The sequence below is a fragment of the Arthrobacter sp. GMC3 genome (assembly GCF_002929305.1).
Classification (GTDB): domain Bacteria; phylum Actinomycetota; class Actinomycetes; order Actinomycetales; family Micrococcaceae; genus Specibacter.
Genome location: NZ_PJIO01000005.1, coordinates 163,793 through 184,021 on the forward strand (window position 1 = coordinate 163,793; position 20,229 = coordinate 184,021).

Annotated in this window: 15 protein-coding genes and 1 tRNA gene; 3 read left to right on the forward strand and 13 right to left on the reverse strand. The window is 63.3% G+C overall.

The window, feature by feature from the left end:
* Window positions 1-47: 47 nt before the first annotated feature.
* The 8 genes from CXQ94_RS10600 to CXQ94_RS10635 all read right to left on the reverse strand — a co-directional run bounded on the left by CXQ94_RS10600 (window position 48) and on the right by CXQ94_RS10635 (window position 10,684).
* Complete coding sequence (locus CXQ94_RS10600) at window positions 48-887, reverse strand: NAD(P)-dependent oxidoreductase (protein ID WP_104089691.1); 840 nt, start codon at window positions 885-887, stop codon at window positions 48-50.
* Window positions 871-2,451 carry an AMP-binding protein gene (locus tag CXQ94_RS10605; protein ID WP_104089694.1) on the reverse strand — a complete coding sequence of 527 codons (1,581 nt, stop codon included), beginning with the start codon at window positions 2,449-2,451 and terminating at the stop codon, window positions 871-873. The genes CXQ94_RS10600 and CXQ94_RS10605 overlap by 17 nt, the downstream gene beginning before the upstream one ends.
* Window positions 2,452-2,562: 111 nt before the next feature.
* Window positions 2,563-3,336 (reverse strand): enoyl-CoA hydratase family protein, encoded by a 774-nt coding sequence (locus CXQ94_RS10610; RefSeq protein WP_219817023.1) that lies wholly within the window; start codon window positions 3,334-3,336, stop codon window positions 2,563-2,565.
* Between the two features lie 11 nt (window positions 3,337-3,347).
* Window positions 3,348-4,505, reverse strand: coding sequence for an acyl-CoA dehydrogenase family protein (locus CXQ94_RS10615; protein ID WP_104089698.1), 1,158 nt, complete (start codon window positions 4,503-4,505; stop codon window positions 3,348-3,350).
* A 54-nt stretch (window positions 4,506-4,559) separates the two neighbouring features.
* On the reverse strand, window positions 4,560-6,563 hold the full coding sequence (locus CXQ94_RS10620; RefSeq protein ID WP_219817024.1) for a biotin carboxylase N-terminal domain-containing protein: 2,004 nt from the start codon (window positions 6,561-6,563) through the stop codon (window positions 4,560-4,562).
* A 16-nt stretch (window positions 6,564-6,579) separates the two neighbouring features.
* Window positions 6,580-8,175, reverse strand: a complete 1,596-nt coding sequence (locus CXQ94_RS10625; protein ID WP_104089704.1) for an acyl-CoA carboxylase subunit beta — start codon at window positions 8,173-8,175, stop codon at window positions 6,580-6,582.
* The gene (locus CXQ94_RS10630; RefSeq protein ID WP_104089707.1) at window positions 8,172-9,866 is read right to left on the reverse strand and encodes an acyclic terpene utilization AtuA family protein; all 1,695 of its coding nucleotides are present in this window, start codon (window positions 9,864-9,866) and stop codon (window positions 8,172-8,174) included. The genes CXQ94_RS10625 and CXQ94_RS10630 overlap by 4 nt, the downstream gene beginning before the upstream one ends.
* A complete protein-coding gene (locus tag CXQ94_RS10635) occupies window positions 9,863-10,684 on the reverse strand; it encodes a TIGR03084 family metal-binding protein (protein WP_104089710.1) in 822 nt (273 codons plus the stop codon). The genes CXQ94_RS10630 and CXQ94_RS10635 overlap by 4 nt, the downstream gene beginning before the upstream one ends.
* A gap of 145 nt (window positions 10,685-10,829) precedes the next feature.
* Between CXQ94_RS10635 and CXQ94_RS10640 the strand changes: the two genes are divergently transcribed.
* Window positions 10,830-11,441, forward strand: coding sequence for a TetR/AcrR family transcriptional regulator (locus CXQ94_RS10640; RefSeq protein WP_104089712.1), 612 nt, complete (start codon window positions 10,830-10,832; stop codon window positions 11,439-11,441).
* Window positions 11,442-11,523: 82 nt separating this feature from the next.
* On the forward strand, window positions 11,524-12,636 hold the full coding sequence (locus CXQ94_RS10645) for an AI-2E family transporter (RefSeq protein WP_104089714.1): 1,113 nt from the start codon (window positions 11,524-11,526) through the stop codon (window positions 12,634-12,636).
* A 162-nt stretch (window positions 12,637-12,798) separates the two neighbouring features.
* Here the strand turns inward: CXQ94_RS10645 and cls are convergent, their stop codons facing one another.
* From cls to CXQ94_RS10665, 4 genes are all read right to left on the reverse strand, one after another.
* On the reverse strand, window positions 12,799-14,271 hold the full coding sequence (gene cls, locus CXQ94_RS10650) for a cardiolipin synthase (RefSeq protein WP_258066996.1): 1,473 nt from the start codon (window positions 14,269-14,271) through the stop codon (window positions 12,799-12,801).
* 90 nt (window positions 14,272-14,361) lie between these two features.
* The gene (locus CXQ94_RS10655; RefSeq protein WP_104089716.1) at window positions 14,362-15,873 is read right to left on the reverse strand and encodes a leucyl aminopeptidase; all 1,512 of its coding nucleotides are present in this window, start codon (window positions 15,871-15,873) and stop codon (window positions 14,362-14,364) included.
* 43 nt (window positions 15,874-15,916) lie between these two features.
* Window positions 15,917-17,470 carry an AbgT family transporter gene (locus CXQ94_RS10660; protein ID WP_104089720.1) on the reverse strand — a complete coding sequence of 518 codons (1,554 nt, stop codon included), beginning with the start codon at window positions 17,468-17,470 and terminating at the stop codon, window positions 15,917-15,919.
* Window positions 17,471-17,502: 32 nt separating this feature from the next.
* Window positions 17,503-17,880 (reverse strand): SHOCT domain-containing protein, encoded by a 378-nt coding sequence (locus CXQ94_RS10665; protein WP_104089723.1) that lies wholly within the window; start codon window positions 17,878-17,880, stop codon window positions 17,503-17,505.
* Between the two features lie 197 nt (window positions 17,881-18,077).
* Between CXQ94_RS10665 and CXQ94_RS10670 the strand changes: the two genes are divergently transcribed.
* Window positions 18,078-19,889 carry an SLC13 family permease gene (locus CXQ94_RS10670; protein ID WP_104089725.1) on the forward strand — a complete coding sequence of 604 codons (1,812 nt, stop codon included), beginning with the start codon at window positions 18,078-18,080 and terminating at the stop codon, window positions 19,887-19,889.
* Between the two features lie 122 nt (window positions 19,890-20,011).
* Here CXQ94_RS10670 and CXQ94_RS10675 read toward each other — a convergent pair.
* Window positions 20,012-20,085: transfer RNA gene (locus CXQ94_RS10675), tRNA-Met, on the reverse strand.
* Window positions 20,086-20,229 lie beyond the last annotated feature (144 nt).

Consider the following 20,229-nt stretch of genomic DNA (forward strand, 5'->3'; position numbering starts at 1 on the left):
GCGGGTTACCAGGCTGAATACCCGCAGGAGCTGCGCACTGGATCCGGTTATTTGTCCACGTAGAAGTCAGTGGCCAATTCCGCCGTGGGATCCACGGCATAGTGCCCAAACTCGCTCATTCCCCGCTCCCGCAAGAGTTGTTCATCGATGATGGTCTGACCGGTGAGCTCCCTGCTGTTCGTGGTGAGGATAGCGTGCGCGGCATCAGCCATGATGGCCGGTGTGCGCGAGCGCCGGATCATCTCATCGCCGCCAATGATGTTGGCAACGGCCGCCGTGGCGATGGTGGTCCTCGGCCACAAGGCGTTGGATGCCACGCCTTGGGAAGCAAATTCCGCAGCGAATCCCAAGGCCGTCAAGGTCATCCCGTACTTGGCCAGGGTGTAGGCGGGGTTCATGGCCAGCCACTTCTGCTTCATGTTCAGTGGCGGGCTCAGCGTCAATATGTGCGGGTTCCCAGCGTCCAACAGGTACGGCAGCGCCGCCTTGCTGAGCATGAACGTGCCGCGGACGTTGACATCCTGCATGAGGTCGTAGCGCTTTTGACTGATCGATAGCGTGCCGTCCATGGACAGCACCGACGCGTTATTGACCACGATGTCGATCCCGCCGAACGTTGCCACGGCCTGGGATACGGCCAAGGCGATGGTGTCATCGTCACGGACGTCTCCCACCACGGCCAGCACCTTCCCGCCCGCGGCTTCAATGGCCGCGGCCGCCGTATGGACGGTGCCCTCGAGCCGCGGATCCGGGATGTCCGTTTTGGCAATCAGCACCACGTTGGCACCGTCCCGCGCCGCCCGCTCGGCAATGGCCAGGCCAATGCCGCGCGAACCGCCCGACATCACGATGGTCTTGCCAGCCAGGCTCTTAGATACGTCGCTCATGACCCCTCCAATACGGTTCGCGCAGCTCGCGCTTGAGTACTTTTCCTGTCGCATTGCGCGGCAATTCGTCCACGAAATCCACCGAGGTGGGGCACTGGTAGTGGGCCAGGTGCTCGCGGCAGAAGGCAATGATCTCCTCTTGGCTCACTGTACTGCCGGGCTCCCTGACCACAACAGCCTTGACCGTCTCCACCCACTTGGGGTCCGGGACGCCCATGATGATTCCTTCCACGACGTCCGGATGCGCCATCAGCACGTTCTCGACCTCGGGACTGTAGATGTTCTCCCCGCCGGAGATGATCATGTCCTTGAGCCGGTCCACCACATAGATGTAGCCGTCTTCATCAAGGTGGCCGAGGTCTCCGGAGCGCAGGAAACCGTCGGGGGTGAATACCGCGGCGGTGTCCTCGGGACGGTTCAGATAGCCCTTCATGTTTTGCTCACCCCGGACCTGAATCTCCCCGGTCACCCCTGTCGGGAGTACCTCACCGGTCATCGGGTCCGTGATTCTTACCTCGAATCCCGGCAGTGCACGGCCCACCGATTGCAGCACCTGTGGCCGTGGCGGATGCGTGTGATCCGAGCCTTGGAGCATGGTGCCGATGCCGGACATTTCCGTCATGCCAAACACGTGCGCAAGCTCAGTGTTTGGCCATGCCTGCAGCGACTTTTCCAGCAACGGCAAGGGCATGGGCGAGGATCCGTAACCGAGCCTTTTCAGCCGCCCAAAGACCGCAGCGGCTTCGGGGCCCGCAGCCAATACCGCCTGGAAGACGGCCGGTACCAAGAACGCATGCGTCGCCCCCTGCAGGATGCTTTGAATCATGGCAGGTCCTGTGGGTTCCCGCAGCAAAATGGTGGTCGCCCCCGCATGGACCCCGATCAGAAGGTAGCAGGATCCGCCTACGTGGAACATGGGCATGGCCACCATGTTCACGTCCTCCGGCGTCAGGCCAAAGCCTATGTTGGCCAGCTCGCTGTGGGCATTGACGCCCCGGTGGGTCAGCTCCACGCCTTTGGGCTTGCCGGTGGTTCCGGAGGTGTACATGACAAGGACCGTGTCCTCGGGAACGACGTCGTCGCCGCCTTCCGCTGCACCGTCGGCTTCTGCGCTGCCCGTTGCAAGAAACGGCTCGTACTCGTCATTCTCCCCGCCGATGACAATGGTGCGCGGTAGCGGCGTCTCCGCATTGGCGGCCTGAAGAATGCCGTGCAATTCGGCACCGTAAAACACGATCTTCGGTGCCGAATCCGCCAGGATGTAGGACAGCTGGCTCGGTGCGAGGCGGAAATTTCCCACCACGGTTCCTGCGCCCAGGGCGGAGGCTGCCAAGGTCAGTTCCGTGATGGCCAGGTGGTTCTGGTCGAAGGTGAGGATCCGGTCTCCGCGTTTGATCCCTGCCAGTCGCAGGGCATCGGTGAGCTGCAAGATTCGCGGGCGCCATTGGGCCCAGGTGTAGCTGGCGTCGCCAAAGACGATGGCATCGGCATCGGGGCGTTTGTGCGCCCAATAGTCGAGCCGGTCCCTGAGAAGAATGGGAGCTGTGAGGGTTTGAAGTGACATAGCAAGCCTTTCTATGGCACCGGCTTCATTGCCGGTGATGTATGAGGGAGGGTTGAAACGGACTGCGGTGCTAAAAGCGCCCCGGATGTGATCGAGCGTTGGTGAGCGACTTCAGGCGTCGAGGTGCCAGCTTGGTGTGCGGCGTTCCAGGAACGCGGCCATACCCTCCTTTGCCTCGGCCGTGGTGAACAAGGTCGAAGAAAGTTCCACCATGCCAGCTGCGCCGGATTCGAGTCGCGCCAGAAGGGGGGCGGCAGACATTTTCTTGCTGACGGCCAGTCCCTGTGGGGAGCCGAGGCGGATACCGGCCAGGATGGGAGCCAGAGCCGCCTCGACGTCGTCGGCCGCCACCGTGATAAGCCCGCAGGCTGCCGCCTCCGCGGCGTCGAAGGATTCTCCCGTCAGGTAGTAGCGGGACACTGCGCGGCTGCTCATGCGAGGCAAGGTGGTCAGCGAAATGATGGCCGGGCCCAACCCGATCCGCACCTCGGGGAAGGCAAAGGTGGCGCCCGTAGCGGCCACGACGATGTCGCACGCACCGAGGATGCCCAGCCCGCCTGCCCGTGCAACGCCGTGAACCACGGCAGTGACGGGAACCGGCACTGTGAGGATGGTGCGCAGGATGGTGACCAGCTCCTGTGCACCCTCTTCAACGCCGCGTGCCCCGGCTTCCTTGAGGTCCGCACCGGCGCAAAACACGCTGCCGGTGTGGGTCAGGAGAATCCCGCGCACGCTTCCGGACGCGGCTGCGAGCGCAGCCCGTTCCAACCGGTTGACGAGCTCTCCCACCAGTCGCCTGGACAGCGCGTTGCGGTTGCCGGGCGAGTCCAAGGTGATGGTGGCGATCCCCGAGTCCACGGCGTAGCGGACCAGTTCTGTGCTCACGGCGGCCTCCACTAGTAGCTCTTGGGCAGGCCGAGCGAGTGCTGGGCAATGAAGTTCAGGACCATTTCCCGGCTGACCGGGGCAACGCGGCCGATCCGGGCAAAGCCCAGCATCTGGGCCAGTCCGTACTCCTTGCTCAGCCCGTTGCCGCCCATGGACTGGATGGCGGTGTCGAGGGCGGCAATGCTGGCCTCCGCAGCTGAATACTTGGCCATGTTGGCGGCCTCACCGGCGGCCAGGTCCTCTCCGGCGTCGTAGAGGGAAGCGGCCCGCTGCATCATGAGCCTGCTCAGTTCCACCTCAATGTGGCTCTTGGCCAGCGGGTGGGCCACGCCCTGGTGGGCGCCGATGGGCTGACCCCACACCTCGCGTTCCTTGACGTAGTCCACAGCCTTGCTGATGGCATAGCGGCCGATGCCGACAGCCAGTGCCGTCGCCATGATCCGCTCCGGGTTGAGCCCCGCAAACAACGCCTCCAACGGCGCATCGGCCCCGCCCACCAGGGCTTCGGCGGGCAGGCGGACATCGTCGAGGAACAGCAAGTACTGCTTCTCCGATTCCACAATGTCCATCTCCACCTCCCGGTATTCAAAGCCGGGGGTTTCGCGCGGCAGCACAAACATGGCCGGGCGCAGGCGTCCACTGCGCTCATCAACTGTGCGCGCCACGATCAGCACTGAGTCGGCGTTGTTGACGCCTGTGACAAAGACCTTGCGCCCATTGAGCACCCAGTCGTCGCCGTCGCGCCGGGCCACGGTGGAGATGTTGTGCGAGTTGGAGCCGGCGTCGGGCTCGGTTATGCCGAACGCCATGACGGTGGACCCGTCGGCGAAGCCGGGCAGCCAGCGCTGCTTCTGCTCAGCTGTGCCGTACTTGGTGATGATGGTGCCGCAGATGGCGGGTGAGACCACCATCATGATCATGGGGGCGCCCATGGCCGATGATTCCTCCAGCACGGCGGCCAGTTCGTAGATGCCCTGCCCGCCACCGCCGTATTCCTCCGGCACAGAAACTCCCAGGAATCCGGACTCGCCCAATTCCTGCCACAGCTCGGTCATGGACTCCCCGGTCCGGGCATGCTTGGTGGCGTATTCGAGCCCGTAACGGCCCACGATGTCGCGCACGGCCGACCGCAGGGCCTGCTGCTCGTCGGTTTCAACAATGTTCATCTGGTTCTCCTCTTTGAGTTGATGTGATTCTTCAAATTTGGACAAACGGTGCACCTATTCGGCGGCGTCAACCACGGCGAGCACCATGCCCACATCCACGTTCTGCCCCACCGTCACAGGCAGCTCGGCGACCGTGCCGTCGGCGGGTGCCCCAATGGTGTGCAGCATCTTCATTGCCTCCAGCACCAGCAGCGGCTGCCCCGCCGTGACCATGTCCCCGGCACGCACATGCACGCTCACCACGGCCCCCGGCATGGGTGCCGTGAGAGAGCCTTCCGCCACAGCCAGACTGGGATCGGGGAAGCGCTCCACCTCGGTGAACGTGACAGAGCCGTCGTCGCCGTCCACCTCGATCACTGTTCCGGTGTCCGATGGGTAGTGGGCCAGCTGCCAGCTGCGCACCAGCCCGTCCAGTTCAAGGCTCACGCGCTCGGGGCGCAGATGCACGACGGCGGCGTCGGCGAAGCCTTCAGCCTCAAGACCGTGCCGCCCCAGGACATACCGGATGAGGTGCTCACCGGCTGGGCCGCTCAGCATGGTGCTGTGGGACATGGAGGGCAGGTTCCGCCAGCCACTGGGCAGCCCGCCCAGAACGGCAGCCTGTTCCCGACGCAACGCGGCACCTGCCAGGACTGCCGCGAGCGCCGCAGCTTTTTCCGCCTGCGGCCCGGCCACCGGGGCGGCCAGGGTTTCCAGCCCGTGGATGGTGAGGAAGGCGGTATCCGTCTCCCCTGCAAGGAATGCCGGGTGGCGCAGGATGTTGACCAGCAGGTCACGGTTGGTGCGCACGCCGTGGATGCGGGCACGTGCCAACGCCTTTGCCAGGGAACGGGCGGCTTCTGCACGGGTGGGGGCCCAGGCGATCAATTTGGCCAGCATGGGGTCGTAGTGGATGGAGACGGTGGAGCCGGCCGCCACGGAAGAATCCAGGCGGAGGCCACGCTCGTGGAGCGGGAGGGCAAAATCGGCTGCCAGGCCCTCGACGTCAAAGAGCCGCACCGTGCCCGTTTGCGGGGCCCAACCGGCAGCCGGATCCTCTGCGTAAAGGCGCACCTCGATGGCCGAGCCGCCCGCCAGCATGGCAGGGGCTGATGGCTGCGTATCCGGCAGTTTCGCACCGGCGGCAACGTCCAGCTGCAGTGCCACCAGGTCCAGGCCCGTGGTGCATTCGGTGACAGGGTGCTCCACTTGCAGGCGCGTGTTCATCTCCAGGAAGTAGAAGCGGCCCTGCTCGTCAGCCAGGAATTCAACCGTTCCGGCACCCACATAGTCAACGGACTTCGCCGCGGCCACGGCCGCCTCGAACAACTTTTCGCGCATGCCGGGAGTCCGCTCCACCAAGGGCGAGGGCGCTTCCTCCACCACTTTTTGGTGGCGGCGCTGGATGGAGCATTCGCGCTCCCCCACGGCCCACACCGTACCGTGGGCGTCAGCCATGATCTGGACTTCCACGTGGTGGCCGGTTTCCTGGTACGGCTCACAAAAAACTGTGCCGTCGCCGAACGCACTCGCAGCCTCGGTGCTTGCTGCCTGCAGTTCGGCGGGCAAATCCGCCAGGTTCCTCACAATGCGCATGCCTCGCCCGCCGCCGCCCGCCGAGGCCTTGATCAGCACGGGCAGCTGCGCCTCCGTGATGGTGGCGGCGTCCAGTTCAGTCAGGACGGGCACGCCACCTGCCGCAACCAGCAGCTTGGACTCAATTTTGGAGCCCATGGCGTCAATGGCCTCCGGCGACGGGCCGATCCACACCAGCCCGGCTGCCTGGACGGCCCGGGCAAAGGCGCCGTTCTCGGACAGGAAGCCGTAGCCGGGATGGACGGCATCCGCTCCTGCTCGCAGCGCGGCGGCAATGATGAGGTCCCCGCGCAGGTAGGTCTCGGAGGCGGCCGTCCCCGGCAGGTGCACCGCGGTGTCGGCCTCGCGCACAAAGGGGGCGTCGGCGTCGGGCGTGGAATAAACAGCCACGGTGGCGATGCCGCGCTCCCGGCAGGAGTGGAAGACGCGGCGGGCAATTTCGCCACGGTTGGCCACAAGGACTCTGGCAATGGTTTGGTTCATGGGTGTCATCCTTGGCTCACATCCGGAAGACGCCGAAGCCCTCGGCGCCCTTGATTTCGGTGCTGGCGATGGCCGAAAGTGCCATGCCCAGAACGGTGCGGGTATCGCGGGGGTCGATGATGCCGTCGTCGTACAGCTTTCCGGAGAGGAACGTGGGCAATGATTCGGCCTCGATCTGCGCCTCCACCGCCGCTCGCATCAAGGCGTCGGCGTCCTCGTCGAAGTCACGGCCAGTGGAGGCCGCAGCGGCCCTGCCCACAATGGACATGACCCCCGCCAACTGGGCGGCCCCCATGACCGAGGAGCGGGCGCTGGGCCAGGAGAACAGGAACCGGGGGTCGAAGGCGCGCCCACACATGCCGTAGTGCCCGGCCCCAAACGAGGCCCCCATCAGGACCGATAGGTGGGGGACGGTGGAGTTGGAGACGGCGTTGATCATCATGGAGCCGTGTTTGATGATGCCGCCCTGTTCGTATTCCCTGCCCACCATGTAGCCGGTGGTGTTGTGCAGGAACAGCAACGGGGTGTTTGACTGGTTGGCGAGCTGGATGAACTGCGCAGCCTTTTGGGCCTCCGCGGAAAACAGCACGCCACGGGCGTTGGCCAGGATACCCACCGGGTATCCGTGGATGCGGGCCCAGCCGGTGACCAGGCTGCTGCCGTACAGGGCCTTGAACTCGTCAAAGTCGCTGCCGTCCACCACGCGGGCAATGACCTCGCGGGGATCGAAGGGAATCTTCAGATCCGACGGGACGATGCCCAGCAGTTCCTCCTCGTTCAAACATGGGTCCTTCGAGGCGGCAGGGGCGGCACCCGTCTTGGTCCAGTTGAGCCGGGCCACAATCCGCCGGCCAAAGCGCAGTGCGTCCATCTCATCCAGCGCATAGTAGTCGGCCAGCCCGGAGACACGGGCGTGCATGTCCGCCCCTCCCAGGGATTCGTCGTCGGAATCCTCCCCCGTGGCCATCTTGACCAGCGGCGGGCCGGCCAAAAACACCTTGGAGCGTCCCTTGATCATGACGATGTGGTCGCTCATGCCGGGGACGTAGGCACCGCCGGCCGTGGAATTGCCGAACACCAGCGCAATGGTGGGGATCCCTGCGGCTGAGAGCCTTGTCAGGTCCCTGAACAGCTTGCCGCCGGGGATGAAGATCTCGCTTTGCGTGGGCAGGTCGGCGCCGCCGGACTCCACCAGGTTGATGACGGGCAGCCTGTTTTCCCGGGCGATGTCCAGTGCCCGGAAGATCTTTTTCGTCGTGTACGGGTTTGAGGTGCCGCCCTTGACCGTGGCCTCGTGGGCGATGATCATGCACTCCACGCCCTCCACCACGCCAATGCCGGTCACGGCGCTGGCGCCCACATGGAACTTGGTGCCCCAGGCGGCCAGTGCGGAGAGTTCCAGGAACGGCGCGTCCCGGTCAACGAGCATTTCCACCCGTTCCCGTGCCAGCAGCTTGCCGCGCTTGCGGTGCCTTTCCACGGCCTTCTCACCGCCGGATTCCAGGACCTTGGCGTATTCGCCGGCCAGCTCGGCCAGCTTCTCCTCCATAGCGGCCGAATTGGCCTTGAAGTCCGCCCCGTTCGGGTCGATGGTGGTGCGCAATGCTGTCACAGGAATTCCTCCGGTATCTCAAGGTGGCGGGCTCTTAGCCATTCGCCCAGGGCCTTGGCCTGTGGGTCAAAGCGGGCGTTGAATGCCACTCCCTCGCCCAGCAGGCCGCGGATGACAAAGTTCAGCGCGTGCAGCTTTGGCAGCACATGCCGTTCCACTTCCAGTGCGCGAGTTTCCGGCAGCAGCTCCTTGAGCTTTTCCACCGTGAGGGTGTTGACCAGCCAGGGCCAGGCGTCGTCGCGCTCCACCCAGACGCCCACATTGGCGTCGCCGCCCTTGTCGCCGCTGCGGGCGGCCGCAACCCGCCCGAGCGGGGCACGCGTCGTCGGGCCCTTCGCTGCGTAAGGAGGCAGTTGCGGCTCCTGGACCGGAGCCAGTGCGACGCCGGCTGGCACGGTTCCACGGTTGGGCGGAACATCCACGGTGGTTCCGTCGGGCAGCGCCACCCTGTGCGGAACCTCCGTAGCAGCCACCCAGCCGGGGGTGTAGATGCCGTAGGGGGCGGCATCCCCGGGAGGGGCCATCAGGTGGAATCCGGGGTAGCTGGCCAGCCCGATCTGCACGGCGGCGTTGGAGAAGGCCCGGCCCACCACGTGGGGATCCTTGCCACGGGCCACGCAGTGCAGCATGGCGCTGGCTTCCTCTTCCGTGGCGGCGTTGGGGTGGTCGGTGCGGGCCAGGGTCCAGGTGGTGCCGTCCGGGACGGCGTCGTGGATTTGGCTTTGGATCAGCGCGGCCTTTTTCTCGATGTCCAGGCCGGTCAGGACAAAGGCAACCTCGTTGCGGTAGCCACCCAGCTGGTTGATGGAGACCTTCAGTGTGTCCGGCGGGGCCTCCCCGCGCACACCGGAAAGGCGCACCCTGTCAGGTCCTTCCTCGGCAACGGTGATGGAATCCATTCTCAGGACGGCATCCGGGCCTCCGTAGCGGGCACCGCCGATCTCATAGACCAGCTGGGCGGTGACGGTGCCGCGTGTGACGGCGCCGCCGGTGCCCGGGTGCTTGGTGATGACGCTGGAGCCGTCCGCTTCGATTTCCGCGATGGGGAAGCCGGGGCGACGCAGGTCCTTGATGGTATCGAAAAAAGCGTAGTTTCCGCCGGTGGCCTGGGTGCCGCATTCAATGACGTGCCCGGCGGCCATGGCCCCGGCAATCTTGTCGTAGTCGGTTTCAGCCCAGCCGAAGTGGTGCGCGGCCGCCCCCACCACCAGCGAGGCGTCAGTCACCCGGCCAGTCACGACGACGTCGGCTCCCGCGCCCAAGGCTGCGGCAATGCCCCAGCCACCCAGGTACGCATTGGCGGAAAGCGGGGTACCAAAGCCGAGCTCTGGCGCGCGGTCAATAAGGTCATCGCCGTGAACGTGGGCGATCCTGGCCTCAACTTTCAAGCTGGCGGCCAGTTCGCGGAGCTTCGCAGCGAGGCCCGTGGGGTTCAGCCCGCCAGCATTGACCACAATCTTCACGCCCTTCTCCTGGGCGAGCGCCAGACATTGCCGCATTTGTGCCAGGAACGTCTTGGCATAGCCGGTTTCCGGGGCCTTGGCACGGTCCCGGGCCAGGATCAGCATGGTCAGTTCAGCCAGGTAGTCGCCCGTGATGACGTCCACGGGTCCGCCCTGAAGCATCTCCAAGAAGGCGTCCGCCCTGTCACCGTAGAACCCCGAGGCGTTGGCAACCCGCAGCACGCTCATGCCGCGGGCCCGGAGCCAAGCCGGCTGGTGCCCGGCTTTCGGCCCTCTCCGGGCGGGCCGGCGAACGCCTGCACAATGTCCAGCCACGTCTCCGCATTGGGCCCCTGCGCCGTCACGGCCAGCTCGTCCCGGTGCCTGCGCCGGGTGGCCAACAGGCAAAAGTCCTCCGCCGGCCCGCTGACCCGCTCCACGGCGTCCGTGGGCCCCCACGTCCACAGCACGCCCGACGGCCCCTCTAGTTCAACCCGGAACTCTGCTTCGGGCGGCGTTAGCTTGTTGAGTTTGAAGGAAAAGTCGCGTGTCCGCACCGCCAAGTGTGCAATGTGGCGCAGCCGGTCCGTTGGCTCGCGGCTGGTTCCCAGGGCATCCACAATGTCCTGGCCGTGCGCCCAGGTTTCCATGATGCGTGCGGTGGCCATGGACGTGGCACTCATGGGCGGCCCAAACCACGGCAGCTTGCCGCCCGGCGCCACGGCCACCAGGGATGCTGCCAGCCGGCGTCGGCCCTCCCGCCACCGTTCCAACAACTCCTGCGGGGGCAGGGCGGCCAGTTCGGCCGCGGCCGAATCAATACTCACGGACCCCGTTTGCAGCGCGCGGGTCCAGGTGGCAAATGCCGCGGGGTCTCCAATCGCGGCGGTGGCCGCGTCACTGGCGACCTCGTCAGTCCACGCCAAGTGGCCGAGCTGGTGGCCGATGTTCCACCCCGGGGCGGGTGTGGGCCGGCTCCAGTCCTCGGCAGGAAGTGCGGCTAGGATGCCATCGAGAACCGCCGACTCAGCCTCGTAGTCGGCCAGAACATCCGCCAATTCCACCATCGCAAAAGCTCCCTTTGTTGCCGTTGTTTGCGCAATTGTGCCGCCGTCGTTGCCGGCCTGCCGTACGCCTAAGGCAAGTATGTGATGCGCGCCATAAAAAAGCAAGCATGCTTGCTTGTTTCTAAATCGTGCTACCGTCCCTCTTGTGAGCAAAACAGTCATTGCACCCCAGCAGGACCGCAGCCGCGCCACACGCGAACGGCTCCTGGAAAGCGCCGTAGCACTTCTGGCCCAGGCGGGTTGGATGAGCACCACAGTGGCCACGGTTGCCGCGCATGCCGGGGTTTCCCGCGGCGCCGCCCAGCATCATTTCCCCACCCGGGATGACCTGTTTTCGGCCGCCATTGAACACATGACGGTCTCGCGGGTCGAGGACATTCGAGCCACGCTGACTGCTTGCGCGGACGGCCCCGTGGAAGTGCGTAAGGTCCTAGATTCGCTAGTGAGCATGTACACCGGCCCTCTGTTCAAGGCGGCCCTGCAAGTCTGGACCGCCGCAGCAGTGGAACCAGCGGTGCGCCAGCACATCATTCCGTTGGAACAAACTGTGGCTCGTGAGGCGTTTCGACTGGCTTCCACCTTGCTCAACATTGACCGGGACAATCCCCGACTGCGCGCAATTGTGGCGGCCACCTTGGATTTGGGTCGCGGCCTGGGACTGGCCAACATTCTCACCGACGACGCCGAGCGGCGCACCTGGGTACTTGACGCCTGGAGTAAAGAATTAGAGACAATTATTGCGGCGGAAGCCGCCTGAACAGCCCGTTGCGAAAGCCGCCGGATAAGATATTCCCAATGCCAGCGTGGCATTGGGGTGGCTGCGTCGAATTGGGATATTCATGAGTGAAACAAAAAATGTAGTGGCCGCGGGGATAGGCACAAATTCATCGGGCACCAAAGTTCTGATCAGTCTCGCTGCCGCAGTCATAGTGCTTTTTGGCCTGAGCCGAATTTCCTCCATTGTGGGTCCGGTATTTCTGGCACTGATCCTGACCATTTGCGTCTACCCCCTCAAGCAAAAAATGCTCGCCCGGGGCGTTCCCGCCGTCGTGGCCACCTTAGTCACTATCCTGACCGTCTTTGCCATGATCGGTGCCCTTATTGCGGCCCTATGGGTTTCGGCTGTGCAATTCACCAGGCTCATCCCCCAGTTTGGGCCCCAAATTGCACAGTTGCGCGACGATTTGCGAGTTTTTCTCCACGATGACCTAGGCATTGGCGATGATCAGATTCGCTCGGTTCTGGCATCCGTGGACCTGCGCGTTTTGTTGGATACGGCGTACGGTCTACTGGGCAGCGCTCTGAACGTTGGATCAGGCACGATCTTTTTGCTGCTGCTGGTCTTGTTCATGAGCATCGACGGGGCGTACTACCCCACAATTTTGGCCGTAGTGAAACAAAAGCGGGCACCGGTCGTGGAGGCCCTGAGCAATTTCGCCAAACTTTCGCGTTCCTTCATGATCATGACCACCATTTTCGGTGCGATTGTGGCCCTCTTGAACCTCACCTTGTTGCTGGTGGTGGGTGTGCCAGGGGCCGGGCTGTGGGCCATGCTGGCCTTCGTGTGCGGTTTCATCCCGTTCATAGGCTTTTGGATAAGCCTGGTCCCGGCCGCCATCATGGCGCTGCTGGCAGGCGGGCTGCCGGCGTTCATCGCCGTCGTCGCCTTCTATGGAGTGATCAACTCACTCATCCAGTCCATTATCCAGCCCAAGTTCGTGGCTGGTTCGGTGAACTTGAACATGACGTTGACGTTCCTGTCAGTGATCTTCTGGTCAGCGCTGCTGGGCCCGCTGGGCGCCCTCATGGCAGTCCCGTTGTCCTTGTTCGCACGGGCCATCCTGGTTGACGCGCACCCCGAGTCGGCGTGGCTGAAACCCCTACTCGGGGACGTGTCCGTTTCCAAGGCAATGCTCAAGGAACAAAAAGCCGCCAAGCGCGCCACCTCCTAACAGACGCCGTATCACCTTTGGCGCGAATTATGCCAACGCCGTATCACCTTTGGCGGAGGCATGTTGCACCACCAGTCATGGTGATACGGCGTTCCCAAAAAAGCCACCAAAGGTGATACCGCGTCGGTGAAAAACGCGCCAAAAGTGATACGGCGTCGAGGGCTACTGGAGGTTGGAGGTCAGCCTTGCTGCACTATCCCAGAACTTCTCCCCTGCCGGCCGCTTGATCCAGTCAGCGAGTTCCAGCTCCTTGCTATTAGCCCGGTAGCCGTCCTCCACCGCCCGCATCTGCTGCACGAACGCGGCACTGTGGACCAGCACCGAGATCTCCATGTTCAGCGAGAAGGACCGGATGTCCATGTTGGAAGAGCCGATCACGGCAACGTCGGAATCAATGCTGAAGTGCTTGGAGTGGAGCACCTCCGGCGCCTTGTACAGGTAGATCTTTACCCCGGCCCGCAGTAGCGCCTCGTAGTAGGACCGTTGGGCGTGGTAGACCATGGCCTGGTCGCCGATCTCTGACACGAACAGTTCCACGGAAAGCCCGCGCCCGGCGGCGGTAATGATGGCCAGCAGCACCGAGTCCTCGGGCACAAAGTACGGGCTGGTGATGCTGACCCGTTCGGTGGCCTGGTGAATCATGGAAACAAACAGTTTGAGGTTGTTGTCGTTTTCAAAACTCGGCCCGCTGGGCACCACCTGCATGTCCACCAAATGCGCGGCCGGATCCATAACCACCGGAGAAGTGTCCAGTTCCAACAACACGTTGCTCTCGCTGAACCAATCGGTGACAAAGACGGCGTCGAGCTCGCGGACCACTGGCCCGTGGACGCGCATCATCAGCTCGTGCCAGCGCAACCCGCGCGCAATGTTCTTCTTCTTGTTGTAGCTCTCGTGGACAAGGTTTTGCGAGCCCGTGAACCCCACTTTGCCGTCAACGACCACCAATTTGCGGTGGTTACGAAGGTCGATTCGCTGCCATTGCCAACGCCACGGCCGCAACGGCAGCATGGCGTGGTATTCGGCACCCATGGCCTTCAGTGCCGCCAGGGTTTCCTTGCGTCCGGGATTCATCACCGATGCTAGGTGGTCGCTCAGTACCCGCACCTGCACCCCGCGCTGGCAGGCTCGTTCCAGGGCGTCAAAGAAGGGTTGCGTGGCCGCGTCTTGCACCAGGATGTAAAACTCCACGTGAACATAGTGTTCGGCGCCATCAATTTCGGCGGCCATGGCGGCGATGGAGCCGTGGTAATCGGGGAGAAGTTCGACGCCGTTGCCTCCCACCATGGGCAACGCACCCAGGGTGCTGTTGAGGGTGACAAGCGTGGCAAGACCTTTGGGCCAGTCGTCCCGGTGGCTAAGCTGTCCCAGCCCCTCGGTACGCTCCAGGATCAGCTCATTGACGTGTTTTTGCTTGTCGCGGCGAGCCTTGGGCAGCCGGTTGAAGCCCACCAGGAAGAAGGCGATGATCCCGATGTAGGGGATGAAGATGATGGTCAGCATCCAGGCGATGGCTGTCGCGGGCCGGCGGCGGGCCGAAATGTAGGCGACTGCCACGGCGCCCAGAATCACGTGCAGGCTCAACAGCACCCAGGCCAGGTTGTCGGCCTCGCTGAACCAATTAAGGATGCTCACGTAAAGTTTTCTCCCTCATGAAAAACGTGCGACGGCGGACTCACCCGAGTCCGCCGTCGCGTCACCTTGAATCTTGCCAGTCTAGGGCAGCTACGCTTGGGAACCCTTGGTGAAGTTCACAATCAGTTCACTGAGTAGCCGGGTGCCGTATCCGGTGGCACCGCGGGGGCGCCAGGAATCGTCGGTGTCGCTCTTCATGGTGCCGGCGATGTCGATGTGCGCCCAGGGGGTGCCCTTGACGAACTCGGACAGGAACAGCGCCGCCGTGATGGCCCCGGCGGTGGGCCCGCCCATGTTGGAGATGTCGGCAATGTCCGAGTTCAGCTGGGAACGGTAACGAGTCTCCAGCGGAAGCTGCCAGGCAGACTCCCCCGTAGCCGCGGCGGCTGCCGTGACCTGGTCTACCAACGGCTGGTCGTTTCCGATGGTGGCCCCGACAAGGGTGCCCAGGGCAGCCATGGCTGCACCGGTCAAGGTGGCAATGTCCACGATGGCGTCCGGCGTTTCTTCCATGGCCAGGCACAGGGCGTCCATCATGACCAGGCGGCCCTCGGCGTCGGTGTTCTTGACCTCCACCGTGGTGCCGTTGCGTGCGGTCAGGACGTCGCCGAGCTTGGTGGCCGTACCGGAAGGCATGTTGTCGGTGCACATCAACCAGGCACTGACTTCGGCGGTGGCGCCAAGATCGCGCAGACCCGTCATGGCGGCCAGTACTGCCGCGGATCCAGCCATGTCCATTTTCATGGCCAGGTGCATGGGATCGGAGGGCTTGAGGCTGATTCCGCCGGAGTCGTACATGATGCCTTTACCCACGAAGGCAAGGTGAGCCGTGGGTTCCGATGACGGCTTGTACCGCAGCACGATCATGCGCGGTTCTTCGTGGCTGCCGGCATTCACGCCCAGCAAACCACCGCAACCGAGCTCGATCAGCGCAGCTTTGTCGTAAGTTTCCACGGTGAGCCCGAACTCCGGGCCCTGCTCCGTGGCAAAGTCGGCATACTCGGTGGCCGTCAAATGTCCGGGCGGATTGTTTGCCAGATCCCTGGCAAGCGACGCAGACCGCACCAGGACCTTGCCCCGTGCAGCCCCGGCAGCGGCACCTTCCCCGGCGCCCACCACCTCCAGGCTGTCCACGGCGATGTCCTTCGGGGCGGTCTGCAGCGCATTGAAACGGTAGCGTGCCAACAGCGCACCCTCCACCGAAAGCTGCGCGGCATGGGCGCCCTGAAGTCCGTGGCCGGCAGGCAGCACGAGCGCCAGTTTGGCATGCCGGCCCGCGGCACGGGCAAACGCGGCGGCGGCGTCACGCAGCTCGTCGGCCGTGCGGGCGGCACCGCTTCCGGCACCCACCGCGATGACCGCCGTCGCATCTTCACGCGGCAATACCAGGGATTGCCCGGCAGCGCCCGTGAAGCCTGCGGCCGCCAAGGCAGCCCTACCCAGGCCGAGCTCGGCCGGGACGTCACCGTCCGTGGACACGAAGTATCCGACGGCGGTTGCGGCGCCAGTGAGCGCCGACGGTGCCGACACTGCTGGGTCCCGCTGCAGCGACGGGGCCGGATCGTAGGATTCGGGAATCAATTTGTTCGGAGAATGAGCCATGGAAAATCAACCTTTCATGGAATGCAGGGAAGCAGAGAAAGCGTCAGCTGGCGGGGCCCCACGGGATGCCTGTGACAAACCACAGCACCAGGAACGCCGTCCACACCACAATCAGGACCACCGTGTACGGCAACATCATCGCCACAATGGTGCCCACACCGGACTTGGGCCGGTACTTCTGGGCAAAGACCACAATCATGGCAAAGTACGGCATGAGCGGGGTGACGATGTTCATGGGTGAATCGCCCACACGGTAGGCGGCCAGCACGGCCTCCGGCTCAATGCCCAGGCGCATGAACAGTGGCACAAAGATCGGTGCCAGGATGGCCCAGGCGGGCAGCCCGCCCGGCATCAAGATGTCGATGATCAAGGCCACAATGACGAAGCCGATCAGCAGCGGGACCGGGCCAAAGCCCGACGTCTCCAGCCAGTCGGCCATGCCGACGGCGCCAACGGTGGCCAGATTCGTGTAAGCGAAGTAGGCGATGAACTGGGCGATGACCAGCAGCAGGAAGATCAGCCCGGCAAGGTTGGCGAAGGTCTTCACGATCGGGTTGATGATGTCCATGCTGTTCTTGATGGTGCCGGCGCCCAGACCGTAGGCGATACCGCAGCCAAGGAAGACGATCATGACCAAGAAGATGATGCTGTCCATCAACGGGGCGGCAACAATCAACGAGCCCGTGTCCGGGTTACGCAGCGGTCCCCAGGAGGGCAGCGATAGCACCAGCACGACGGCGGCGATCCCGATAGCCGTGAACATGGCCCATTTCAGGCCCTTCTTCTCCGCCGAATCCAGGGCACCGTCTTCGTGACCTGCCGACGGGCCCTCGTAGACACCCAAACGGGGTTCGACGAACTTGTCCGTCAGAACGGTGCAGACGATGGTGACCAGGATGGTGGAGGCGATGCTGAAGAACAGGTTTGCCGTCACGTCCAGGTTCCTGGCGGGGTCCATCATATGGATGGCCTCGTTGGTGACCTCCGTGAGCATGCCGTCCAGCGGTGTAATGAGCACGTTCACGCCGAAGCCTGCCGCAACGCCGGAGAATGCTGCGGCAAGGCCCGCCAGCGGATGCCTGCCCAAGGAGTGGTAAATAGCCGCACCGAGCGGGATGAGCACCATGTATCCGGCGTCCGTGGCGATGCTGGAGAGCACACCCAGGAGCACGATCACGAAGGTGATCATGCTCGGGTGCGTGACCAGTACCAGCTTGCGGATGAGTGCCGAAATCAAGCCGGCTTCCTCGGCCAGACCCACACCGAGCATGGCCACCAGAATCACACCAACTACACCAAAGTTGGTGAAGTTGGTGACCATGGAGGTGAACAGGAAACGGATACCATCGGCGTCCAGAAGACTGCGCACCTTGGTGGTGACGTCGTCGATCTCTCCTGTGACGATGTTGGCGCTTTGGAATGTTGCGCTGGCACCGGCCCAGGAGAAGATCACCGACAGCACCATGACGACGCCGATCAGGATCAAGAAGATGACGGCGGGGTGCGGGACCTTGTCCCCCACCACCTCAACGCCTGTCAAGAACTTCTCAAGTACTGACTTCTTTTGCTGCTTTAGTTCGGCTTCTTTATATGCCATGGTGCGCCTATCCCCAATCCCTCAGTGTTTGCTTAGACCAGTGCCTTGGCCTTGAGCTGCGCGTACTCGTCTTCGTTGATGGTTCCGGCGTCAAGGAGGGCCTTGGCCGCAGCGATCTGCTCGGCGGGGCTCTGGGTGTGCGCCACGCGGCGCAGGTACTCCTCGGTTTCCCGCTGTGCCTCATTGAGCTTGGCGATGTTGCGCTCGGCCATGCCCGGTCCGCGGGCGATGATGTACACCAAGGCTGTCAGGAACGGCACCACAACCAGGCCAATGATCCACAGAACCTTCATCCAGCCGGAGAGCTTGGCGTCGCGGAAAAGATCGGCAACAATCTGGAAAAGCAGGATCAGGTAAGACAAAAACAAGAAGAAAACAATGATGGACCAAAGAGTCTCAAGGAAGTTCATTTCGTACCTCAAATTCGTTTAGCAAAACGTGCACACTTTGGCGGCCCGTGAGTGAATTACGACGCTCAAGGAGCCGTGTTTCTTTGAAAGATTAGCAGTCGCTGGCCCCATCAACCTCCTTTGTCAGGTCACAATGTCTCAACGGTTGATTCCGTGTCTTAATTGTTCTAGTGGAGCCAAGTGGCTAGCCTGTGAGAATGACCGAAATAGCTACCATGCTGGTAATTCTGGCAATCACGATTGTCATATTTGTTTGGAACAAGATTCCGGTCGAAATCGTGGCCCTTGGTGTGGCCCTGGTCCTGTTCGCCACCGGGATTATCAGTATTGACGAGGCTTTTTCGGGTTTTGGTTCGGGCACGGTCATCCTCATTGCCGCCCTTTTTGTTGTGGCGGAGGCGATCGACGCCGCTGGCATCACCACCTGGATGGGCGGGCTGCTGGTCAAATATGCCGGCGAGAGCCGGACCCGGTTGATAGTGCTCATCATGGTCTTTACGGCGTTTTTGACTGCCATCATCAGTGTCAATGGTGCGGTGGCTGCCCTGCTTCCCATGGTGGTGGTCCTGGCTGTTCGGCTCAAGCGGGAGCCCGGGCAATTGCTGATGCCCATGGCGTTCGCCGCTCACGCCGGTTCCTTGTTGGTGCTGACGGGTTCACCGGTCAATATTTTGATCCTGGAAGCCGCACTTGATTCAACCGGCAAGGGCATCGGCTTTTTTGAATTTGCCCTGGTGGGCCTGCCGCTGCTGGCAGGAACCATCTTGATTGCCGTCTATCTGGGCCCGAAACTCCTGCCCCGGCGGACACCCGAGGACATCCCCAAAGATCTCAGCAATCTACCCTCGGTGCTGCTGAGCCAGTACTGGCCGGATGAACACGAGCTGGCCAGGCTGCACGTTCCGGCTGGTTCAACGCGGGTGGGCGATGCCCTGGCCGGCGTTCTGCCCACCACGCGGGGCGCAGTTCACCTCCTGAGCGTCCAGAACGTGGACGGCAAGCCACAGACCTCGGAGTTTCTGGAAGCCGGGAACTACCTGGTGGTGAGGGGAACGACGTCGGACATTGCGGACTTTGCGACGAGGAACGAACTGGAGGTGGAGACGGCAGGGCCCACCGAGCTCGCTTGCGGGCTGGTCAGCAAGTCCTTTGGTGTGGCCGAGGTGCTGGTTTCGCCACGGTCGAACTTGATAGGCACCGACGTGTTCCCGGGCATGGTCACCGAAAGCGGTTCGCTGGTGGTGCTGGCCCACCAGCGGGCGGGCAAATCGGGATCGAACGACGTCACCGCCGTCAAGGCCGGCGACACCCTGTTACTGCAGGGAAGTTGGGGCGCGCTGGATAAGCACACGCAGGACCAGAACGTGCTGCTTGTGGACTCCCCCGACGCCATCCGGCGCCAGACAGTGCCGCTGGGCCCCGGCGCCATTCCGGCGCTGATCATCCTGGCCGCCATGGTCATCATGATGACCACCAACATTGTTCCGGCATCAGTTGCCGCCTTGCTTGCCGCCATGGCCATGGTGCTCACCCGCGTGGTCACGATGGGCCAGGCCCACCGGTCCATGTCGTGGCAAACCTTGATTCTGGTGGCCGGCATGATCCCCTTGTCGGCCGCCATCACCAAAACGGGTACCGCCGAAATGCTGGCCAACGGAATTGTGTACCTCACCGGCGGCGGCAGCCCCTACCTGCTGTTGCTGGGCATCTTCGTCGTTACGGCGGTTTTGGGCCAGCTTATTAGCAACACCGCCACGGCCTTGATCATTATCCCCATCGCCTTGTCCGTGGCGGGCGAGGCCGGTCTGGACCCGCTGACGGTGCTCATGTGCGTCAGTGTGGCCTCCTCGGCGGCCTTGCTGACACCCGTCGCCACCCCGGCCAACATGATGATCATGCGCCCGGCAGGGTACCGCTTTGGTGACTACTGGAAGTTTGGCCTTGTCATCATGGCCCTCTACGTGGCGGTCGCAGTGTTCCTGGTGCCCGTGTTCTGGCCGTTCCACTAGCCTCCGCGGGGAAAATGACACCGCTCCCCGTTCTCGCTACCGGTGTACCGGTAGCGAGAACGGGGAACGGTAGCGACAACGAGAAAACCCCCGGCCTAGGGGCCGAGGGTTTTCTCTTCAAGTTGCGGGGACAGGATTTGAACCTGTGACCTCCGGGTTATGAGCCCGGCGAGCTACCGAACTGCTCCACCCCGCGATGTGTTCTTTACTTTACGCTGCGCCCGCCCCGGGCAGCAAATTGAGGGGACGTGACCTTCGTCTCCCACCTGCCAGCCTGGCCCGTACGGTTTAGACCATCCCGTTTAAACGCCTGCGGGGCTCGGAAGATGGTGGCATCTTC

Bases quoted from the DNA above. Each gene is read 5' to 3' on its own strand.
- CXQ94_RS10600 (WP_104089691.1), bottom strand. From the start codon at position 887: ATGAGCGACGTATCTAAGAGCCTGGCTGGCAAGACCATCGTGATGTCG.
- CXQ94_RS10605 (WP_104089694.1), bottom strand. From the start codon at position 2,451: ATGTCACTTCAAACCCTCACAGCTCCCATTCTTCTCAGGGACCGGCTC.
- CXQ94_RS10615 (WP_104089698.1), bottom strand. From the start codon at position 4,505: ATGAACATTGTTGAAACCGACGAGCAGCAGGCCCTGCGGTCGGCCGTG.
- CXQ94_RS10620 (WP_219817024.1), bottom strand. From the start codon at position 6,563: ATGAACCAAACCATTGCCAGAGTCCTTGTGGCCAACCGTGGCGAAATT.
- CXQ94_RS10630 (WP_104089707.1), bottom strand. From the start codon at position 9,866: ATGAGCGTGCTGCGGGTTGCCAACGCCTCGGGGTTCTACGGTGACAGG.
- CXQ94_RS10635 (WP_104089710.1), bottom strand. From the start codon at position 10,684: ATGGTGGAATTGGCGGATGTTCTGGCCGACTACGAGGCTGAGTCGGCG.
- CXQ94_RS10645 (WP_104089714.1), top strand. From the start codon at position 11,524: ATGAGTGAAACAAAAAATGTAGTGGCCGCGGGGATAGGCACAAATTCA.
- CXQ94_RS10655 (WP_104089716.1), bottom strand. From the start codon at position 15,873: ATGGCTCATTCTCCGAACAAATTGATTCCCGAATCCTACGATCCGGCC.
- CXQ94_RS10660 (WP_104089720.1), bottom strand. From the start codon at position 17,470: ATGGCATATAAAGAAGCCGAACTAAAGCAGCAAAAGAAGTCAGTACTT.
- CXQ94_RS10665 (WP_104089723.1), bottom strand. From the start codon at position 17,880: ATGAACTTCCTTGAGACTCTTTGGTCCATCATTGTTTTCTTCTTGTTT.
- CXQ94_RS10670 (WP_104089725.1), top strand. From the start codon at position 18,078: ATGACCGAAATAGCTACCATGCTGGTAATTCTGGCAATCACGATTGTC.